This window comes from Paenibacillus agaridevorans (genome assembly GCF_018604145.1).
GTDB lineage: Bacteria > Bacillota > Bacilli > Paenibacillales > Paenibacillaceae > Pristimantibacillus > Pristimantibacillus agaridevorans.
The window spans coordinates 4,383,022-4,399,170 of record NZ_CP075889.1 but is presented as its reverse complement, the minus strand read 5'-3'; the positions used below and the strand labels follow the sequence as shown (position 1 = coordinate 4,399,170).

Genomic DNA, 16,149 nt, shown 5'->3' with positions numbered 1-16,149 from the left:
ATGTATGGGATGATATATGGCGTTTATGTACTTATTTCATTCGCGGTGATTGCTCTTCTGTATCGCAACTCCTGGCAACAATGGCTAGTTCGAGCGGTTGTGGTTGCCGTCCTGCCTGTGGCAGGATGGCTGTTCCCGTTATTCTGGTCCAAATGGTTTGCAGGGAGGAACAAAGAAGCGTTTGAAGATTATGTAACCCGCCAGCAGGAAGAGCATGAGGTTCGCCGCATCGGCATATACAAACAGTTTGAACGTCAACGGGAATTAAACATTATTCCGATTGAAGAAGCTTTATTGGTAAGCGAGCATCAAACCCGCCGCAGGGTGATGATTGATGTATTGAAACAGGATTCGCTGAATTATCTCGAAATTTTGCGCAAAGCGGTCAGCAATGAAGATACAGAAACTTCTCATTATGCGGTAAGCGCGATTATGGAGACCAAACGCAAGCTGATGCTGGCGTTGCAGGAGTTTTCGGTCAAATTCGAAAATCAGCCGGATGATGTACAAGTGGTCGCCACCTATGCGGAAGTACTGCAAGCGTATATGCGCAGCGGATTCCTGGATGAACGAACGTTATTGAAAAATCGTTACACGTATTTAAAGGTGCTGAATCAATATATTGCCATATCCGATCATTCGGAATGGGCTTATCAAGAAAAAATCGATCTGGAAATTGAACTGCAAGCTTTCGGCGATGCGGAGCAAAGCGCTCACAAGTATTTGGCTCAGTATCCGGACAGCGAAAATGCTTATTTAAGCATGATTAAAGTTTATTATGTGATGAAATCTTATCCCAAGTTGCAAGAAACGCTTGATCGTTTGAAAAGGGCGCCCCTGCGGTTGTCCAATCACGCGCTTACAATGGTAAGGTTCTGGTCAGAGGGAGCGTAACAATGGACAAGGATGTTAAATTTCGGCGGAATGTTTATATTATTTTGTTATGCGTTTTGTTGCTGGGGATTGCAACTCAGCTTGCAAGGTCGGAATTTATATTGAAGCTTAATCATAACGATCATCTTCTGGAAGATTTGCAAACTATGAGAGAAAAACAGAAATTGCTGGCAGCCGCGCCGCCAAACGCTGCCGTCGACAGCGAACGGAATTATTGTCTCGTATTCGATGAGATGGATGAGTTGAGCACTCAAATTAAAGAGAATACGGAGCAGGTTCTGGGCTACATGAAGCAGCCCCATACGATTATTAATATGGATCAGCAGGAATTGAATTTTTCGGATTGCAAAGCTATATTGTTAACTGCATCATTGGAACAATTGGACGGCGATGTAGATACGATTGAAGAGTATGTCTGGAATGGCGGCAGCATGTTTGTAATGCGCTCTGACCACCCGGGCGATGTGTTTACCCAATTATCGCGCAAGCTTGGCATAATCAACTTTAGTTTTGTAGAAGGCGACTTCGGCATTGAGCTCACTTCGAATGTGTTGATTGGCCAGAAAGGCGTCAAGTTTGATGGCGATTATATTTATAACGACTCCATCGCAGGTGAATTGGACGATGAATCAATGTTATTGGCCAGATCCAATAAGCATGTGCCTTTAATGTGGAAAAAGCCTTACGGAGATGGTCAGTTTGTGATGTTTAATGGCAGCAGCTTGAATACAAAAGAAACGAGGGGATTAATTACAGGCGGCATCAGCATGCTGGAAGCGGACTATATCTATCCGATTTTTAACGCAAAGCTGTTCTATATTGATGATTTCCCGGCACCGATCCCGAGAGGATTAAATTTGCCTATTTATCGTGAATATAAAAAAGATCTACCTGCTTTTTTCCGGGATATTTGGTGGCCCGACATGTTGAAGGCGGCCAAGAAATACGACGTCAAGTACACCGGTGTTGTCATTCAATCTTATCAGGATCAGGTAGAACCTCCTTTCAACAAACTGGAGGATGAAGAATTGCATGGTTTGATTTCATACGGCCGAGAGATCATAAAAAGCGGCGGAGAAATTGGCATTCACGGCTACAACCATCAAGCTATGCAGACTGACCCCAGGGTTGCCGAGTCTTTCGGTTACAAGACATGGAGAAGCGTAGAGGATATGGAAGCCGCAACCGAAGCGGTACTAAATTATATTGCGGAGGGATTCCCCAAATACAAGGTGATGTCCTATGTTCCGCCATCCAATGTTCTAGGGCCGGAAGGCAGGCAAGCGCTTATTCATGAATGGCCCAATTTAGCGGTTATTGCCTCTTTATATGGCGTAGACGAATCGAACCGTGCTTATGTACAGGAATTTGAGGTTGCAGATGATGGCATTATTGAAATGCCGCGAGTCACCTCAGGTTTTTTTGATGTTCCTTATAATGTTTGGTTTGAGGCAAATACGATGACTTCTGTTGGATTATTCTCTCACTTTCTGCATCCGGACGACTTGACGGACATAGAACGAGGGCAGCAGAAATCATGGAAAGATCTATATAAGGAATTTGAACATATGCTGAATCGTTTGGATACGACGTATCCATGGTTGCGAAGCATTACTTCAAACGAGGCGGGCATTGGTATTGCCGACGTTCTGCTCAGCAAGATGAGTGTCAAGCATGATGTCAATCAAATGCAAGTATCAACAACGGCCGATTCATCCGAACAATTTTTTATATTCAGAACGGACAAAAAAATCGGCAAACTGGTAAACTGCAATGTTCGCAAAGTGGATGACGGAATCTATCTGGTTACGGCTTACAAAAATGACTTCTCAATTGGATTAGGCAGGTGATGGCATGAAAATATGCATTATTGCGGAAGGTTCCTATCCTTATGTGACAGGCGGCGTATCGAGCTGGATTCAAAACATCGCGACCCAAATGCCGGAACATGAATTTATTATTTATGCAATCGCAGCCCAGAAAAAACAACAGGGAAAGTTTAAGTATGATCTGCCTGCGAATGTAATAGAGGTGAAAGAAGCGTTCCTTGACTCTTATTTGGAGGAGGATAGCAAGTGGGGCAAGCGATTTCGTCTGGATGCGGAGCAGAAAAAAAATGTGAAGGCATTGCTCGGCAGCGACGGGACTTTGGACTGGACGAGCTTTATTCGACTGTTTCGCAGCTCCAGATTTGACCGCGTATCGGATTTTTTAACAAGCCGCGATTTTTTTGATATTTTGGAAGAGCTTTGTCAGGAGAAATACCCGCTTGTGCCGTTCACGGAGATGTTCTGGACTGTACGTTCGATGATCCTGCCGTTGTTTATTACGATTCGCGATGATATTCCTGAAGCAGATTTATATCACAGCGTATCAACAGGGTATGCAGGTGTAATCGGCGTTGTGGCCAAAGAAATATACAATAAGCCGTTTTTGCTTACGGAGCATGGCATTTATTCGCGTGAACGCGAAGAAGAAATCATTAAAGCGGAATGGGTCAAAGGTTACTTCAAAGATTTGTGGATCCAATATTTCTACCGTATTTCTTCCTGTGCCTATGAGTTGTCGGATCAGGTTACAACCCTGTTCGGCCGCAACAAAGAAATTGAAATAGAGCTGGGCTGCGAAGCAGAGAAAATTTCAATTATTCCTAATGGCGTCAGAATTAAGGATTATGCAGACTTGCCAAGCGAAAAGCCGGCCGATCAATATTATATAGGTGCGATCGTACGTGTTGTGCCAATCAAGGATATTAAAACGATGCTGCAAAGCTTCGCTTTGATCAAGCGGGAGCTGCCCAATGCGATGTTCTATGTTATGGGACCTTATGAAGAGGATTTAAGCTATTATGAAGAATGTTTGCAGCTTGTGCAATCGTTGGAGCTGCAAGATGTTATTTTTACCGGCTCTGTCAAGATTAAAGATTATATTGGCAAAATGGACTTGCTGATGCTTACCAGCATCAGCGAAGGCCAGCCGCTCGCGATCCTGGAAGGCATGGCCGCGGGCAAGCCGTTTGTGGTCACCAATGTGGGAAGCTGCAAGGAGTTGCTTGAAGGTATGAACGACGAGATAGGCGCAGCCGGATTTGTCGTACCCGTTATGCATTACGAACAATTGGCGCAAGCGGCCATTGCCTTGTGCAAAAATGAAAAGCTGCGGATTGAAATGGGGCGCAATGCATACGAACGGGTCAAAAAACATTATCGCCAGGATGATGTTATTGAAAACTACCGGCGTTTATATGGCAGGATGGGGGGAGAGAAAAATGGCCGGAATCGGGTTCGAGCTTAGAAAATTATTTCGAGAGCAAGGTCTGTTTAATAACATTAAAGCGTATGCCTATTCCTCTCTGACTACAGTTGGCCCGATGATTATTAGCCTATTGCTGATTATTGGCTTGCAACAAATCATTTCAACCGAAGACATGACTTATTTGGAGTGGGAGTTATATATTTCTACAGTAGCGTACTGTTTTATTTTTTCGATTGTGTTTACCAGCGGAGTATCCATGGTATTGACCCGCTACACGGCAGATATGCTTTATGAGAAGAAATATAGCCGGTTGATGTCTTCTTACTATGGGGCGTTAATTTTTATTTTGCCGATTGTATCGATTATTGCCATGTTGTTTCTTAGCGGCGTAACTGCGGGATGGGGCTACAAGCTTTCCGCTTATTTTTTCTTTATTCTGCTCGTTATTGTGTGGATACAAGGAATTTACCTGTCCGCGCTCAAGGATTATGTAAGAATTGTCCGGGGATTTGCGATCGGCGCCGTGCTAACCTTGTCATGCGGCTGGTTGGCCTCTCATTATACAGATCTGGAGCCGACTGTAGCGGCTATGCTGAGTCTGGACATCGGCTTTTTGACCATTGTTATTTTATCCGGTTTTCATTTCGAACAGCGGTTTCCTCGAGCGGATAAAGCGTATTACTTTGAGTTTCTGCATTATTTCAAGCGATATGCCACTTTGTTTTTTTCGGGATGTTTTGTTTATTCAGGGGTTTATCTGCACAATTTTGTGTACTGGCTGTCGCCTGACAGTTCCATTGTTGCCGATCAATACCGTACGATGCCGTTTTATGATACGCCGGTTTTTTATGCGTTTCTGTCCGTTATTCCAACGCTTGTGACGTTTGTTGTATCCGTTGAAACCTCGTTTTATGAGAAATTCAGATTATATTACTTAAATATTATGAATGGCGGAACGATTCAGGACGTGATGACGGCCAAAAAGATGATGCAAAAAACATTGACGAAAGAAATCAGCTTTTTGATGGAGATCCAATTATTATTTACAATTGTATCGATTGCGCTGGGGTTAAAGCTGTTGCCGAAAATCGGATTTACAATGGCTCAATTGGATTTGTTTATTATTTTGGCATTGGCATATTTTCTTTTTATTATATTTTTCGTCCTGATGCATATTCTGATGTATTTCGATGACCGCAAAGGCGTTTTTGTCATCAGCTTGTTGTTTGTTATTCTGAACATTTGTTTTACGTACGGGACGATGCGATTGGAGTATGATGGTTTGGGTATGTTTATTGCTTCCTTTATTGCTTTAGGTCTTGTTATTATGCGATTGTTGTATGTGCTGCGCAATATCGACTATTTTACATTTTGTTCGCAGCCGATTAACCAACATGAAATGCCGCGCAAATCCAAATCCAGGTTTTTCAAGCCGGGAACAACGATAGCGATTATGATTGTAACGGTACTGCTTCTATCCGGTTGCAGCGAGCTTGCCTCCAACGCCGATGAGGAGAGCGATCCCCTCGGTGTTGTCAACAGGGCGCCAATGCCGGACAATATCGAAACGAAACTGATTGAAGACAAACGCTTGTATGAACGGGATGATGATTCATCATTAAAGACCTTATATATTACCATTCTTCCGGATATGCAGGTTGGCAGAAACCTTGATTGGTATAGCTTGAACCGTATGCCGAAAGATCAAAGCGGACAAAAACTTGATATTATTATGCAAGAAGGATTAAGCGATGGCCAGGGGCCGCGTTCCGGGATGTTCGGTTATGCGGCGACCGCCGTGAATGCAACCATTACGATAAGGGGCAATACGGCCTGGAATACGCCGCAAAAATCATATCGAATCAAGATGACGGAAGAGGGCGGCACCTATTTGGATCAGCGTACGTTAAACCTGAATAAACATAGTTTGGATTATTCGCGTATCCGCAATAAATTAAGCTTTGATTTATTCGAGAAGATTCCCGATATGACCAGCTTGCGGACACAGTTTATCCATTTGTATGTAAAGGATTTAACGACGGGCGTTTCTTCAGCGAACTATGAGGACTACGGACTGTATACGCATGTGGAACAGCCCAACAAACCCTTCCTCCGTTCACATATGCTGGACCCGAATGGTCATCTGTACAAGGTAGCCTTTTTTGAATACGGGCGATACGAAGAGCAGATCAAGATGGAAGATGATCCAACGTTTGATCTGACAAGCTTCGAATCGATCCTTGAAATTAAAGGGCACAAGGATCACTCCAAATTAATCAAAATGCTGGAGGATGTCAATGATTACAGCATGCCGATTGATGAGGTTATGGCCAAGCACTTTGATTTGGATAATTTCTTGACATGGACGGCTGCCAACATTTTGATGGATAATATGGATACAGACGCCAATAACTTTTATTTATACTCGCCGCTTAACAGTGATACATGGTATATACTGCCCTGGGATTATGATGGTGGATGGGAGAAGCAACGAAGATCCAATTCAATCACGCCTCATCAGAACGGCATAAGCAACTATTGGGGTTCTATATTGCATAATCGCTATTTCCGCAAAGCAAGTCATGTCGAGTTGTTAAAAGAAAAGGTAGAAGAATTATATGAGAAATATATTAACAATGAAACAGTAGAAGCACTGATCAGTCAATATACCGACGTTACTACTCCATTCTTGTATCGAGCTCCTGATGTGAATTATTTGGCAGGACAGATTGAAAATTACCAACAAGAGCTGGAGACGATTATACAAACGCCAGAGGCCGGGATGCAGCGCTTTATTGAAGATTTGGAGAAACCGAAACCTTTCTATCTGGATGATGTTCAACAGTCAGGGAACCAGCTGCGATTTTCTTGGGGGGTATCTTTTGATTTGCAGGATGACAAGCTGACTTATGATTTTATGCTTGCAACGGATAGAACGTTTCAAAATGTGTTGCAGCATGTCCCGGATTTAACGGCTAATTCTTTGGAGCTCGAAAAACTGCCTGCCGGGAGATATTTTTGGAAGGTAACAGTTACAGACAGCAAAGGAAACACGCAATCCGCTTTTGATTATGTGCTTGACAGCGATGGAGAGTACTACTTTGGCACAAAAGAGTTTGAGGTGGAATGACATGCAGTTTCGCGGTCGTAAGCTTAGGACGGAGAAAAAATATTATTTGCATCTGCACGATTACCTGGCTCTGCAGAGGAAGTTGGCGGCGATTCTTGTCCTGGATGCCCATTCGGTCGATTTTGACGGTTACAATATACGCAGCCTGTATTTCGATGATCCGCGCCGTTCGGCTCTGGAAGAGAAAAATGACGGAGTTTTCAAAAGGGATAAATACCGCATCAGAATTTACAATGGCGGCGATAAAACGATTAATTTGGAGCGCAAAAGCAAGTTTGGAGAATTTGTGTGCAAAGAATCGGCTCCTATTACAAGAGAGGAGTATGAGTCTATTCTCGAGGGAGAGTTCGCTTTTCTGATTGAGCGGAAAGAGAGCTTGCTGCGTGAGTTTTATGTTGCGCTGAATACGTATGGTTTTCGTCCGACAGTCATTGTGGACTATTGGCGCGAGGCTTATGTTCATGAATTGGGCAATGTTCGCATTACATTCGACAAGAAGATGTCCGCAGGAATCAACACAGTGGATTTGTTTCACCCTCAATTAGTTATTGAGGAGGTTATTCCGCCAGAACTCACCATTATGGAAGTCAAATTTGACTCGTTTCTGCCGGAGCATATTCGCCAAATTTTACAGCCTGAGAACAATGTGCGTTCTTCCATATCCAAGTACGTGCTTTGTCGGGAGAAATCAATACAACATTTCAAAGAATAGTGCACATCTGGAGGAGAGTCAATGGGGTTTCAGGATGTTATCAAACAAAGCGTATTAAAGCTTGAGGCGTTTAGAACCATATCTTATTTGGATATGGTGCTTGGGCTGGCTTTCTCATTTTTAATTGGCATGTTTATTTATTGGATTTATCGCAAATCATTCCGCGGCGTTGTGTACAGCTATAACTACAATGTTTCGTTCGTGCTGATGACGATGATTACTACGCTAGTTATTATGACAATCAGCACCAATATCGTATTGTCGCTGGGCATGGTCGGCGCGCTCAGTATTGTTCGTTTCAGAACGGCGGTTAAAGACCCGCTCGATATTGTGTTTATGTTCTGGGCGCTTTCTGCGGGTATTGCCTGCGGCGCCAAAGTGTATCCGCTGGCGGTTGGCGGTTCCCTAATTATTGGTCTGGTGTTGCTCTACATGTCGAAACGTAAGGTCAGAGAGCAAGTCTTCCTGCTGATCATTCGCCATACGGAAGACGCCGCCAATGAACTGAGGGGAGAACTGGCCAAGCTGAAAACAAAGCTGAAATCAAAGACGGTTCGCAAAGGATTTACGGAGTTGACAGTGGAAATTTCGCTCCGCGACGACAATACATCGTTTGTTCAAAAAATTAGCGAGATCACCGGGGTCAATGATGTTTCGTTAGTCAATTACACCGGAGATTACGCGCAATAAGTATTGCTTGCATTGCCATTTGATTTGTGAATAATAGAAGATAAAAGGCAAACCTGCCGAAAGGCAGCGACGCAAAACTACAGGACCTTAGGGCCAAGTGCCGATGGTAGCCAGTTGCCGAGCGAAAAGAGGATATAAAAGCAAAAGTTAATTTTGTTTTTATTACTTTTTTTTAAACACAGTTCGGTGTCTATCCGGCTGTGTTTTTGTTTTTTTCGCAGACTCCAAGACAAGGAAGTGATTTGGCCATGAACCTACAAAGCGGACATGAAAAAATGCTGCTGCGCGTGAAGGTTGTTTTTGCAACATTAATGATAGCCATGATTACCTTGTCCAATGTCTCGCCAATCGCCTATTCAAACGATCATTATCCGGGGAAAGTTTATTATGTAAGCGCGAATGGCGCTGATACCAACCCGGGAACGATTGAAGCGCCTTGGCGTACGATTCAGAAGGCAGCCGATACGCTGATGGCGGGAGAAACCGTATTGGTAAGAGGCGGCGTATATGAAGAGTTTGTTACAATCAGAAACTCGGGTTCGGCTGCAGCCGGTTACATTACCTTTCAGGCTTATCCGGGAGAACAGGCTGTGATTGAAGGGAAAAACCTGTCGATTGCAAGCGGCAAAAGCTCCCTAATGGGGATCAGGTCAGCCAGTTATATTGTGGTGCAAGGTTTCGAGATTCGCGGACTGGCGACTGCAAGCTCTTCCGAGTATCCGGCCGGCGTGAAAATTCAGGGCGGCGGCTCGAATATTCATATTTTGAATAATAATATCCATCATATTGAGAACCGGGCGACGAGAGGGAATGCACATGGATTGCTTGTATATGGCGATTCGGCAAATCCAATTTCAGATATTAAAATAAGCGGCAATGAAGTGCATCATCTTATTAACGGCTCGAGCGAATCCTTAACTCTGGTCGGCAATGTGAAGGACTTCAGCGTCGATCATAATATTATTCACGATAATAACAATATTGGCATTGATATCGCCGGCTTCTATAATACATGCTCCAGTCCTTGTCAAGATCAGGCCCGCAATGGCGTTGTGGCGTATAATCTCGTTTATAATATCGATACCTATACCAATCCTGCCTACGGCTCGGGCAGCCGGAGCGCGGCCGGTATTTATGTCGATGGCGGTACTAATGTTGTTATCGAGAACAATGAGGTGTTCAACAGCAATTTTGGCGTGGAATTGGCAAGTGAACAGTTGGGCCGGGCAACAAGCAACATTGTATTAAGGAACAATTATTTGCATCACAATCAAGGCGCAGGACTAATAATGGGCGGCTCGGGCACAGACAATGGCGGAGCAGCCAATAATCTGATTGTTAACAACACGCTTTATATGAACGATGCGTTGCATCAAGGTTATGGCGAAATAACGCTTCAGCACCATAATAACCAGAATATATTTGCGAATAATATTCTCTACACATTTCCGAAAATGCCGTTTATCCGAAAATCCGGGACTACTGGCGGCGGCAATGTCATCGACCACAATTTGTATTACCGCACGGACGGGGTAGATTCTACAAGCTGGCGTTATGACGGAGTATCGCATAAATCCTGGAACGCCTTCAAACAAACAACGGGATTTGATCAAAACTCGATTTTTGCCGATCCGCTGTTTATCGATATCGAAGCCGGCAACCTTCGTCTGGCGGAGCAATCGCCGGCGATTAACACAGGAACGCTTCAGCACAGCGGCAGCATCACACATGATTATTACAATCAGCCAAGGATAGCGGGCAGCAGTATTGATATGGGGGCTGCGGAATTTGATGCGCCGGTTGCTCCTGAAGAACCTGCAGAACCTGTTGGAACAAGCGCGCCGCAACCTACGGTTCCGCCAATCGATTCCGAAGCGGAACCAACGCCAACCGGAGCGCCTGCTTCATCGCAGGACGTAATAATTGATGGCGCAAGCGACGATTGGGCGCTTATTCCCGAGTTAACCACCGGCGGCTCCAATGCAAGAGGTCTGAAAGCCTTTATTCGGAATGATTGGTTATACGTGTTGGTCACCGGAAATCTGCTTAACGAGAAAGGACAGTTGTTCATCAGTCTGGACACGAATGAAACGACCTTCGCCGCACCTTATTGGGTGGGCAACGGTTCGGAGTATATGATAGAAAACGGCATATTGTACAAATATAGTGGCGAAGGCGGCAGCAATTGGAACTGGTCCAAGGTTGTTTCTTATACAAGCTTGAAACAGTATGCAGTAAATGCGACGGCGGTTGAATATGCGATCGCATTGTCCGACCTGAACGGAGTTAAAGATGCTGTTTCCATCGGCTATGCATGGAAGGATTCTGCCGCAGACAAGTTGCCGTCAAGCAATCAGATGGCAAAGGTAAGTATTGACGGCGAGTTGCCGATGGTGACACCGAAGCCGACGCCAATACCGACACCGGAACCAACGCCGGTGCCAACAACGATACCGTCGTTGGTCACTGTTGATGGGAAAGCGGATGAATGGAGTCAGATTGCGGCGGCTGCGTCCGGAAGCAGCAATGTTAGATCCATCAAACTAACAAATGACGCTCAATATCTCTACATGCTCATCGAGGGCGCAAAGTTGGACGGCAAGCTGCAAGTTTATTTGAATTCGGATGCTAGTGAAAAAACGGGTTATCAGACATCCAGATGGACGACAGCCGGCATTGATTACTTGCTGGAGTCGGGCAGATTGTACCGTTATTCAGGAAAAGGGAAAGAATGGTCGTTTAATCAAGTTGTAAATTTATCGAAGGACCAATTGTACGTTTCGAGCTCGGCTCTTGTGGAGCTGGCGATCCCGCTTGCGAATTTGAATGTTGCTCCGGGATCGGGACAAACGTTGAAACTTGGGGTCCTGCTCAACGATAATAAGAATGAGAAGTTTCCGACAAAAGGCGAAATGTTGTCTTATAGTCTGAAGTAGCATGTTTAGCAAGCGTTGGCAGAGAAATAGACGGCGAAGCAGACGGTGACGAGAATCCCCGCGAGCCCGGCATTAGGCTGGGTTCGCGGGGGTTTTTCGAATGCTGCGAGTGGGCATCGGGGTTGTCCGGAGCGCTCCCAATTCTAGAGTGCCACTAACAATTCGAAGATGGATCCGAAATTAGCTCATGGGCGGCCTCATCGGTAGCCCAAGCGCTCCAAATGGGTCTTGTCACGGGCAAGGGAGATGGGAGCTTTGCGCCAGCTGGCAATGCCAGCAGGTCGTAGGCGGCTGCTATGCTGCTCAGGCTGTTGAAGGCTGCGGAGTTTGCTAATTAAGATAAATCATTGTCAACAACCTTGGCGAGCCTTCTCATCCAGGGTGTTTTTATGATGCGCAGGCCGTTGCATAATAGCCGCCCCAATGTTACAGCCTTGATTAATATAATAAAACTTATTAGTATAGAGGCTACGGCTTGGTTCAAATATAAGAAAGTATTAGTTTTTGTAATAGGAGAGGGGTTAAAAACGATGGAAAAAAAGAAACTGGCATTTTTGGGCTGTGGATTTTTAAATGAGATCGTGGCTAATGCTTTACATAACGGATATCTTCCCGAATATGAGCTCGTTGGTGCATTTGGAAGGAATCCTGTGCGGACAGCGACTTTTGCCGAACGTCACAATTGCAAGGCATGTTACAGTATGGAAGAGCTGTTGGCATTAAAGCCGGATATTATCGCAGAAGCTGCATCGCCTCAAGCAGTCGGAGAGTACAGCGAAACCATTCTGAAAGGCGGAGCAAGCCTGGTCGTACTGTCTATAGGAGCTTTTGCAGATGCGGCATTATATAATAGAGTAAGAGAGACAGCAGCCGAAAATAATCAAAAGGTATACATCGCCAGTGGCGCTGTCGGGGGTTTTGATGTTCTCCGTACTGCTGCCCTAATGAGTCCTATCAAAGCAACCATGACATCTAAAAAATCGTTACGCTCCTTGTTTTACACACCGCTCTTTAAAGAAGAGCTAATGAATATAACGGAGCCGGAGCAAGTGTTTAGCGGAAATACGAAGGAAGCGATTGAAATGCTTCCTTTTCATTTTAACGTTGCGGTTGCTACAGCTCTTGCCAGCGCGGGTCCTGAACGGACGACACTCAACATCGATGCGGTTCCTGGCTTTGTAGGAGATGAATATAAGATAGAGATCGAAGGCGGAGAAGTAAAAACGGATCTTAATATTTATTCCAGAACGAGCAACATCGCCGGCTGGAGCGTAGTTGCTGTTTTACGAAATATCGTATCGCCTATTGTGTTTTAACGAAGTAGAAGATCCAGCTCTGTCTACGGATAATCGGCAAGGGCGATCAAAAGTGATCCGCATCGGTAAGTCTTAGGGTTTGCACGTTAATGAACCGTCCGTGTGACGGTTTTTCGTGCGTTTAAAACATGGATCCCGCCGTAATGTTGGTGTTCAACGCCTCGCAGATATTTGTAGGGCACATTTTCCTGTAATGATGATATGATCTAGATAATCAACTTACTTATGGTGCTTTTGCAGATAGGGGTCTGTTTCATAGTGAAGAGTATTCTCCGATTCGGTTCTCGTACGATGTTGTTTCATATCGTTGCTGCCGTTGTTGTTGGTTTGGTTGTAAGCTATGCCGTCATCTCTGCACCGGACTCTCCTAATTTACAAAGCGAAAAAGGTATTCTGGATTTAACGCAGGTTCATGTCAGTGAAAATCCGCTTAAGTTAAAAGGGGAGTGGGCGTTCTACTGGCAGGAGCTGCTGTCGCCCGAGGACATACAGAATCGCTTAGCGAAGGACGGAAATCGTGACCGGTGGATCAGCATACCAAGCTCCTGGCTAGGTTATCGGTTAGATGGTCAGCAGTTAAACGGTACGGGCTATGCCACATTTCGGTTGGTCATACAGCTTAGCGAGCAGGATAGGAACGAGCGGCTTGCTTTGCGGATGCCGACCATTTTTCATGCGTACAAATTATGGGTTAATGGTGAGCTGTTGGAAGAAGTCGGTGAAGTTGGTCAGAACAAGAGCAGCGTGACACCGCATCTGGCAACGAAGCTGGTATTCTTCCAGCCCGCAAATGACAGGGTGGAGCTGGTTATGCAAGTCGCCAACTTCCATCACAAGCGAGGCGGCATCACCAAGTATATAGAGCTGGGCGGCAGTGATCTGTTAACGGTCAGGACCAATCTGAAAATCGCTGCTGAGATGTTCATAACCGCAAGCCTGCTGGTGATTGGCGTATATCATCTGCTGTTGTTCGGGCTGCGGCGCAAAGACAGGGCTCCATTGTATTTTGGTCTGTTCACCCTGTTGTTCGCTATCCGCTCCTTGCTGGTCGGCGAGCTCTTGATCACACAATGGTGGTCTGCTTTTCCATGGGAATTGCAGTTCAAGATGGAGTATCTGATCCTATGCAGCGGTGGGTTTCTTATCACAATGTACTTCGATTGCATCTTCCCGAAATATTTGCCGAGGTGGTTTCATCTTGCCTCGCGGATCGTAACCAGCGTTTTCTGTATCGTTGTTCTGGTGAGCCCTGCGCTTATCTATACAAAAATGTTACTGCTAATCGGTGTGATGATTGTGCTGCATATGGTTTATCTGATGGTTGGGCTGGTCCAGGCGGCAGTGTGGCGTATGGAGGGGGCGCTAATCTTCCTGCTGGTGTCGGTGGTTGCTTTAGCTACGGTTATCAACGACTTCTTGTATTATAACGAGTGGTCACGAATCGGCAATACATCTCCTCTTGGTCTGTTGGTGTTTACAATCGCGCAGATGATTCTGCTATCTTCCAGATTTACGAGGGCGGCATCTAATGAAGAGAGGATTGCGCGTGAGCTGCAGGACACGAACGACAAGCTGACCGAAATGAATATGAATTTGGAACGGATCGTACAGGAGCGCACACATGCCTTATCCGCAGCTCATGACGATCTCCGCACATCGTATGACCAGTTGCTTCAATCCGAGCAAGGGAGGAAAAAGCTCCTTGCCTATATCACGCATGATCTGCGTTTGCCGCTGTCCAGCATGCTTGGATATGTCGAGGCTGTGCAGGATATGGTCAAACCCGAACGCAACAAACAATATCTGGCGTATATCCGGGATAACACGATAAGGATTAACCGCATGATCGAGGAGTTGTCCTTCTTGTCGCATTTGGAAACGGGACAAGTCTCGTACCGGATGAAGCCGGTCCATACGGGTCGCTTTTTGCGTCTGTTCTATGAACAATATGAGCTGGTTGTGCGCGACGCAGGGCTCCATTTCAAGCTGGATATCGGAGAGACGGAGGATCAAGGACCCGAGATGCCTGTTGTCGAGATGGATGCGCAAAGACTGGAGCAGGCTTTGTTCAATCTGGTGTCGAACGCAATGAAGTTCACCTCTAGCGGCGGGGTGGTGCGTATTGCGCTAGCTGTGGACGAGGTGGATCATACCCGCTATGCGATCATTAGCGTACAAGACTCCGGCATGGGTATTCCTCCAGAGCAGCTCGAGCAAATCTTCGATCGCAATTACAGGTATGATCGACCGGGCATGGATAAGGGAGTAGAGGGCAGCGGGCTCGGGTTGGCGATTTGCAGGGAAATCGTACAAGCGCATGGAGGGACGGTTCGAGCGGAAAGCGATGGTCAGACGGGGACGACCTTCTATGTATCGCTTCCGTGTGTTCGAGAAGAGGGAGGGTGAAGGTGGATGGGCACATACAAAATAATGATCGTCGATGATGATCCCCATATATGCGAGATTATCCAGGTGTATTGCGAGCGGGAAGGCTTTATATCCACCTCTAGCCACAGCGGGACAGAAGCAACAAAGCTGCTTGCTTCGTTCGAGCCGGATTTGATTGTACTGGATGTACTGCTGGCTAATGAAAACGGCATAGATTGGTGCATGAACGCACGCAGCCGCACGGATGCGCCGATTGTGTTCCTGAGCAGCCGCGAGGAAGACGAGGTGAAAATCAGCGCATTATCTTATGGCGGCGACGATTATGTGACTAAGCCTTTCAGTCCGGGCGTACTTATGGCCAAGATCAAGGCTCATCTTCGCAGAGTGTCGACGGGCAGAAGGGAACAACTGCTGGAGTTGCCGGGTTTGACGCTGGATTTCTACGCCCAGTCCGTCAGCATGGGCAGCGAAACCATCTTTTTATCGAAAAAAGAGTTCAGTCTACTGTCCTATATGACACAAAACGTCAATCGTGTCGTTAGTAGTGATGCGTTGTTTCAGCTCATCTGGGGAATGGAGAGTCTGGAGGATACGAGAACGGTCGCTGTGCACATCAGCAATTTACGCAAAAAAATCGAGGTTGACCCTGCCAATCCTGAGAGAATCATTACGATTCGGGGGGCTGGATATATGCTGGTTGCCAGAAGTCCGTTACAAACGCGTACATAGCGTTAATACGTGATGTTTGCATCGCCGGCAGCAACGTTACCCTTTTTAGAACGTGTTTCAAGACCTGTACATCGCTAATGTCGAGGGTCGAGAACCGTT

The 16,149-nt window shown here is 45.8% G+C and carries 10 protein-coding genes, 1 pseudogene and 1 riboswitch; all 11 genes and pseudogenes read left to right on the top strand.

The annotated features are described in order from the left end of the window. Positions 1–894, top strand: coding sequence for a hypothetical protein (locus KJW29_RS18190; protein ID WP_214630867.1), 894 nt, complete (start codon positions 1–3; stop codon positions 892–894). 2 nt (positions 895–896) lie between these two features. Then, a complete protein-coding gene (locus tag KJW29_RS18185; RefSeq protein WP_343222821.1) occupies positions 897–2,744 on the top strand; it encodes a DUF2194 domain-containing protein in 1,848 nt (615 codons plus the stop codon). Positions 2,745–2,748: 4 nt separating this feature from the next. Continuing rightward, entirely contained in the window at positions 2,749–4,188 is a 1,440-nt protein-coding gene (gene pelF / locus KJW29_RS18180; RefSeq protein ID WP_214630865.1) for a GT4 family glycosyltransferase PelF, read from the top strand. Beyond that, positions 4,163–7,279 carry an exopolysaccharide Pel transporter PelG gene (pelG, locus tag KJW29_RS18175; protein WP_214630864.1) on the top strand — a complete coding sequence of 1,039 codons (3,117 nt, stop codon included), beginning with the start codon at positions 4,163–4,165 and terminating at the stop codon, positions 7,277–7,279. The genes pelF and pelG overlap by 26 nt, the downstream gene beginning before the upstream one ends. A gap of 1 nt (position 7,280) precedes the next feature. Further along, complete coding sequence (locus KJW29_RS18170) at positions 7,281–7,991, top strand: polyphosphate polymerase domain-containing protein (protein WP_214630863.1); 711 nt, start codon at positions 7,281–7,283, stop codon at positions 7,989–7,991. A 21-nt stretch (positions 7,992–8,012) separates the two neighbouring features. Next, a complete protein-coding gene (locus KJW29_RS18165) occupies positions 8,013–8,681 on the top strand; it encodes a DUF4956 domain-containing protein (RefSeq protein WP_214630862.1) in 669 nt (222 codons plus the stop codon). Between the two features lie 36 nt (positions 8,682–8,717). Beyond that, positions 8,718–8,803: riboswitch (cyclic di-GMP riboswitch) on the top strand. 126 nt (positions 8,804–8,929) lie between these two features. Next, positions 8,930–11,617 (top strand): right-handed parallel beta-helix repeat-containing protein, encoded by a 2,688-nt coding sequence (locus KJW29_RS18160; RefSeq protein WP_214630861.1) that lies wholly within the window; start codon positions 8,930–8,932, stop codon positions 11,615–11,617. A gap of 173 nt (positions 11,618–11,790) precedes the next feature. After that, positions 11,791–11,904: pseudogene (locus KJW29_RS36805) on the top strand (S-layer homology domain-containing protein); the annotation flags it as partial. A 243-nt stretch (positions 11,905–12,147) separates the two neighbouring features. After that, complete coding sequence (locus KJW29_RS18150; RefSeq protein ID WP_214630860.1) at positions 12,148–12,933, top strand: aspartate dehydrogenase domain-containing protein; 786 nt, start codon at positions 12,148–12,150, stop codon at positions 12,931–12,933. A gap of 258 nt (positions 12,934–13,191) precedes the next feature. Continuing rightward, entirely contained in the window at positions 13,192–15,339 is a 2,148-nt protein-coding gene (locus tag KJW29_RS18145; RefSeq protein ID WP_214630859.1) for an ATP-binding protein, read from the top strand. Positions 15,340–15,345: 6 nt separating this feature from the next. Then, a complete protein-coding gene (locus KJW29_RS18140; protein ID WP_214630858.1) occupies positions 15,346–16,050 on the top strand; it encodes a response regulator transcription factor in 705 nt (234 codons plus the stop codon). The last annotated feature ends 99 nt before the right edge of the window (positions 16,051–16,149 follow it).

What these genes read in the sequence shown, in the direction of transcription:
- KJW29_RS18190 (WP_214630867.1), top strand. Translation starts at nt 1, where the DNA reads ATGTATGGGATGATATATGGCGTTTATGTACTTATTTCATTCGCGGTG.
- KJW29_RS18185 (WP_343222821.1), top strand. Translation starts at nt 897, where the DNA reads ATGGACAAGGATGTTAAATTTCGGCGGAATGTTTATATTATTTTGTTA.
- pelF (WP_214630865.1), top strand. Translation starts at nt 2,749, where the DNA reads ATGAAAATATGCATTATTGCGGAAGGTTCCTATCCTTATGTGACAGGC.
- pelG (WP_214630864.1), top strand. Translation starts at nt 4,163, where the DNA reads ATGGCCGGAATCGGGTTCGAGCTTAGAAAATTATTTCGAGAGCAAGGT.
- KJW29_RS18170 (WP_214630863.1), top strand. Translation starts at nt 7,281, where the DNA reads ATGCAGTTTCGCGGTCGTAAGCTTAGGACGGAGAAAAAATATTATTTG.
- KJW29_RS18165 (WP_214630862.1), top strand. Translation starts at nt 8,013, where the DNA reads ATGGGGTTTCAGGATGTTATCAAACAAAGCGTATTAAAGCTTGAGGCG.
- KJW29_RS18160 (WP_214630861.1), top strand. Translation starts at nt 8,930, where the DNA reads ATGAACCTACAAAGCGGACATGAAAAAATGCTGCTGCGCGTGAAGGTT.
- KJW29_RS18150 (WP_214630860.1), top strand. Translation starts at nt 12,148, where the DNA reads ATGGAAAAAAAGAAACTGGCATTTTTGGGCTGTGGATTTTTAAATGAG.
- KJW29_RS18140 (WP_214630858.1), top strand. Translation starts at nt 15,346, where the DNA reads ATGGGCACATACAAAATAATGATCGTCGATGATGATCCCCATATATGC.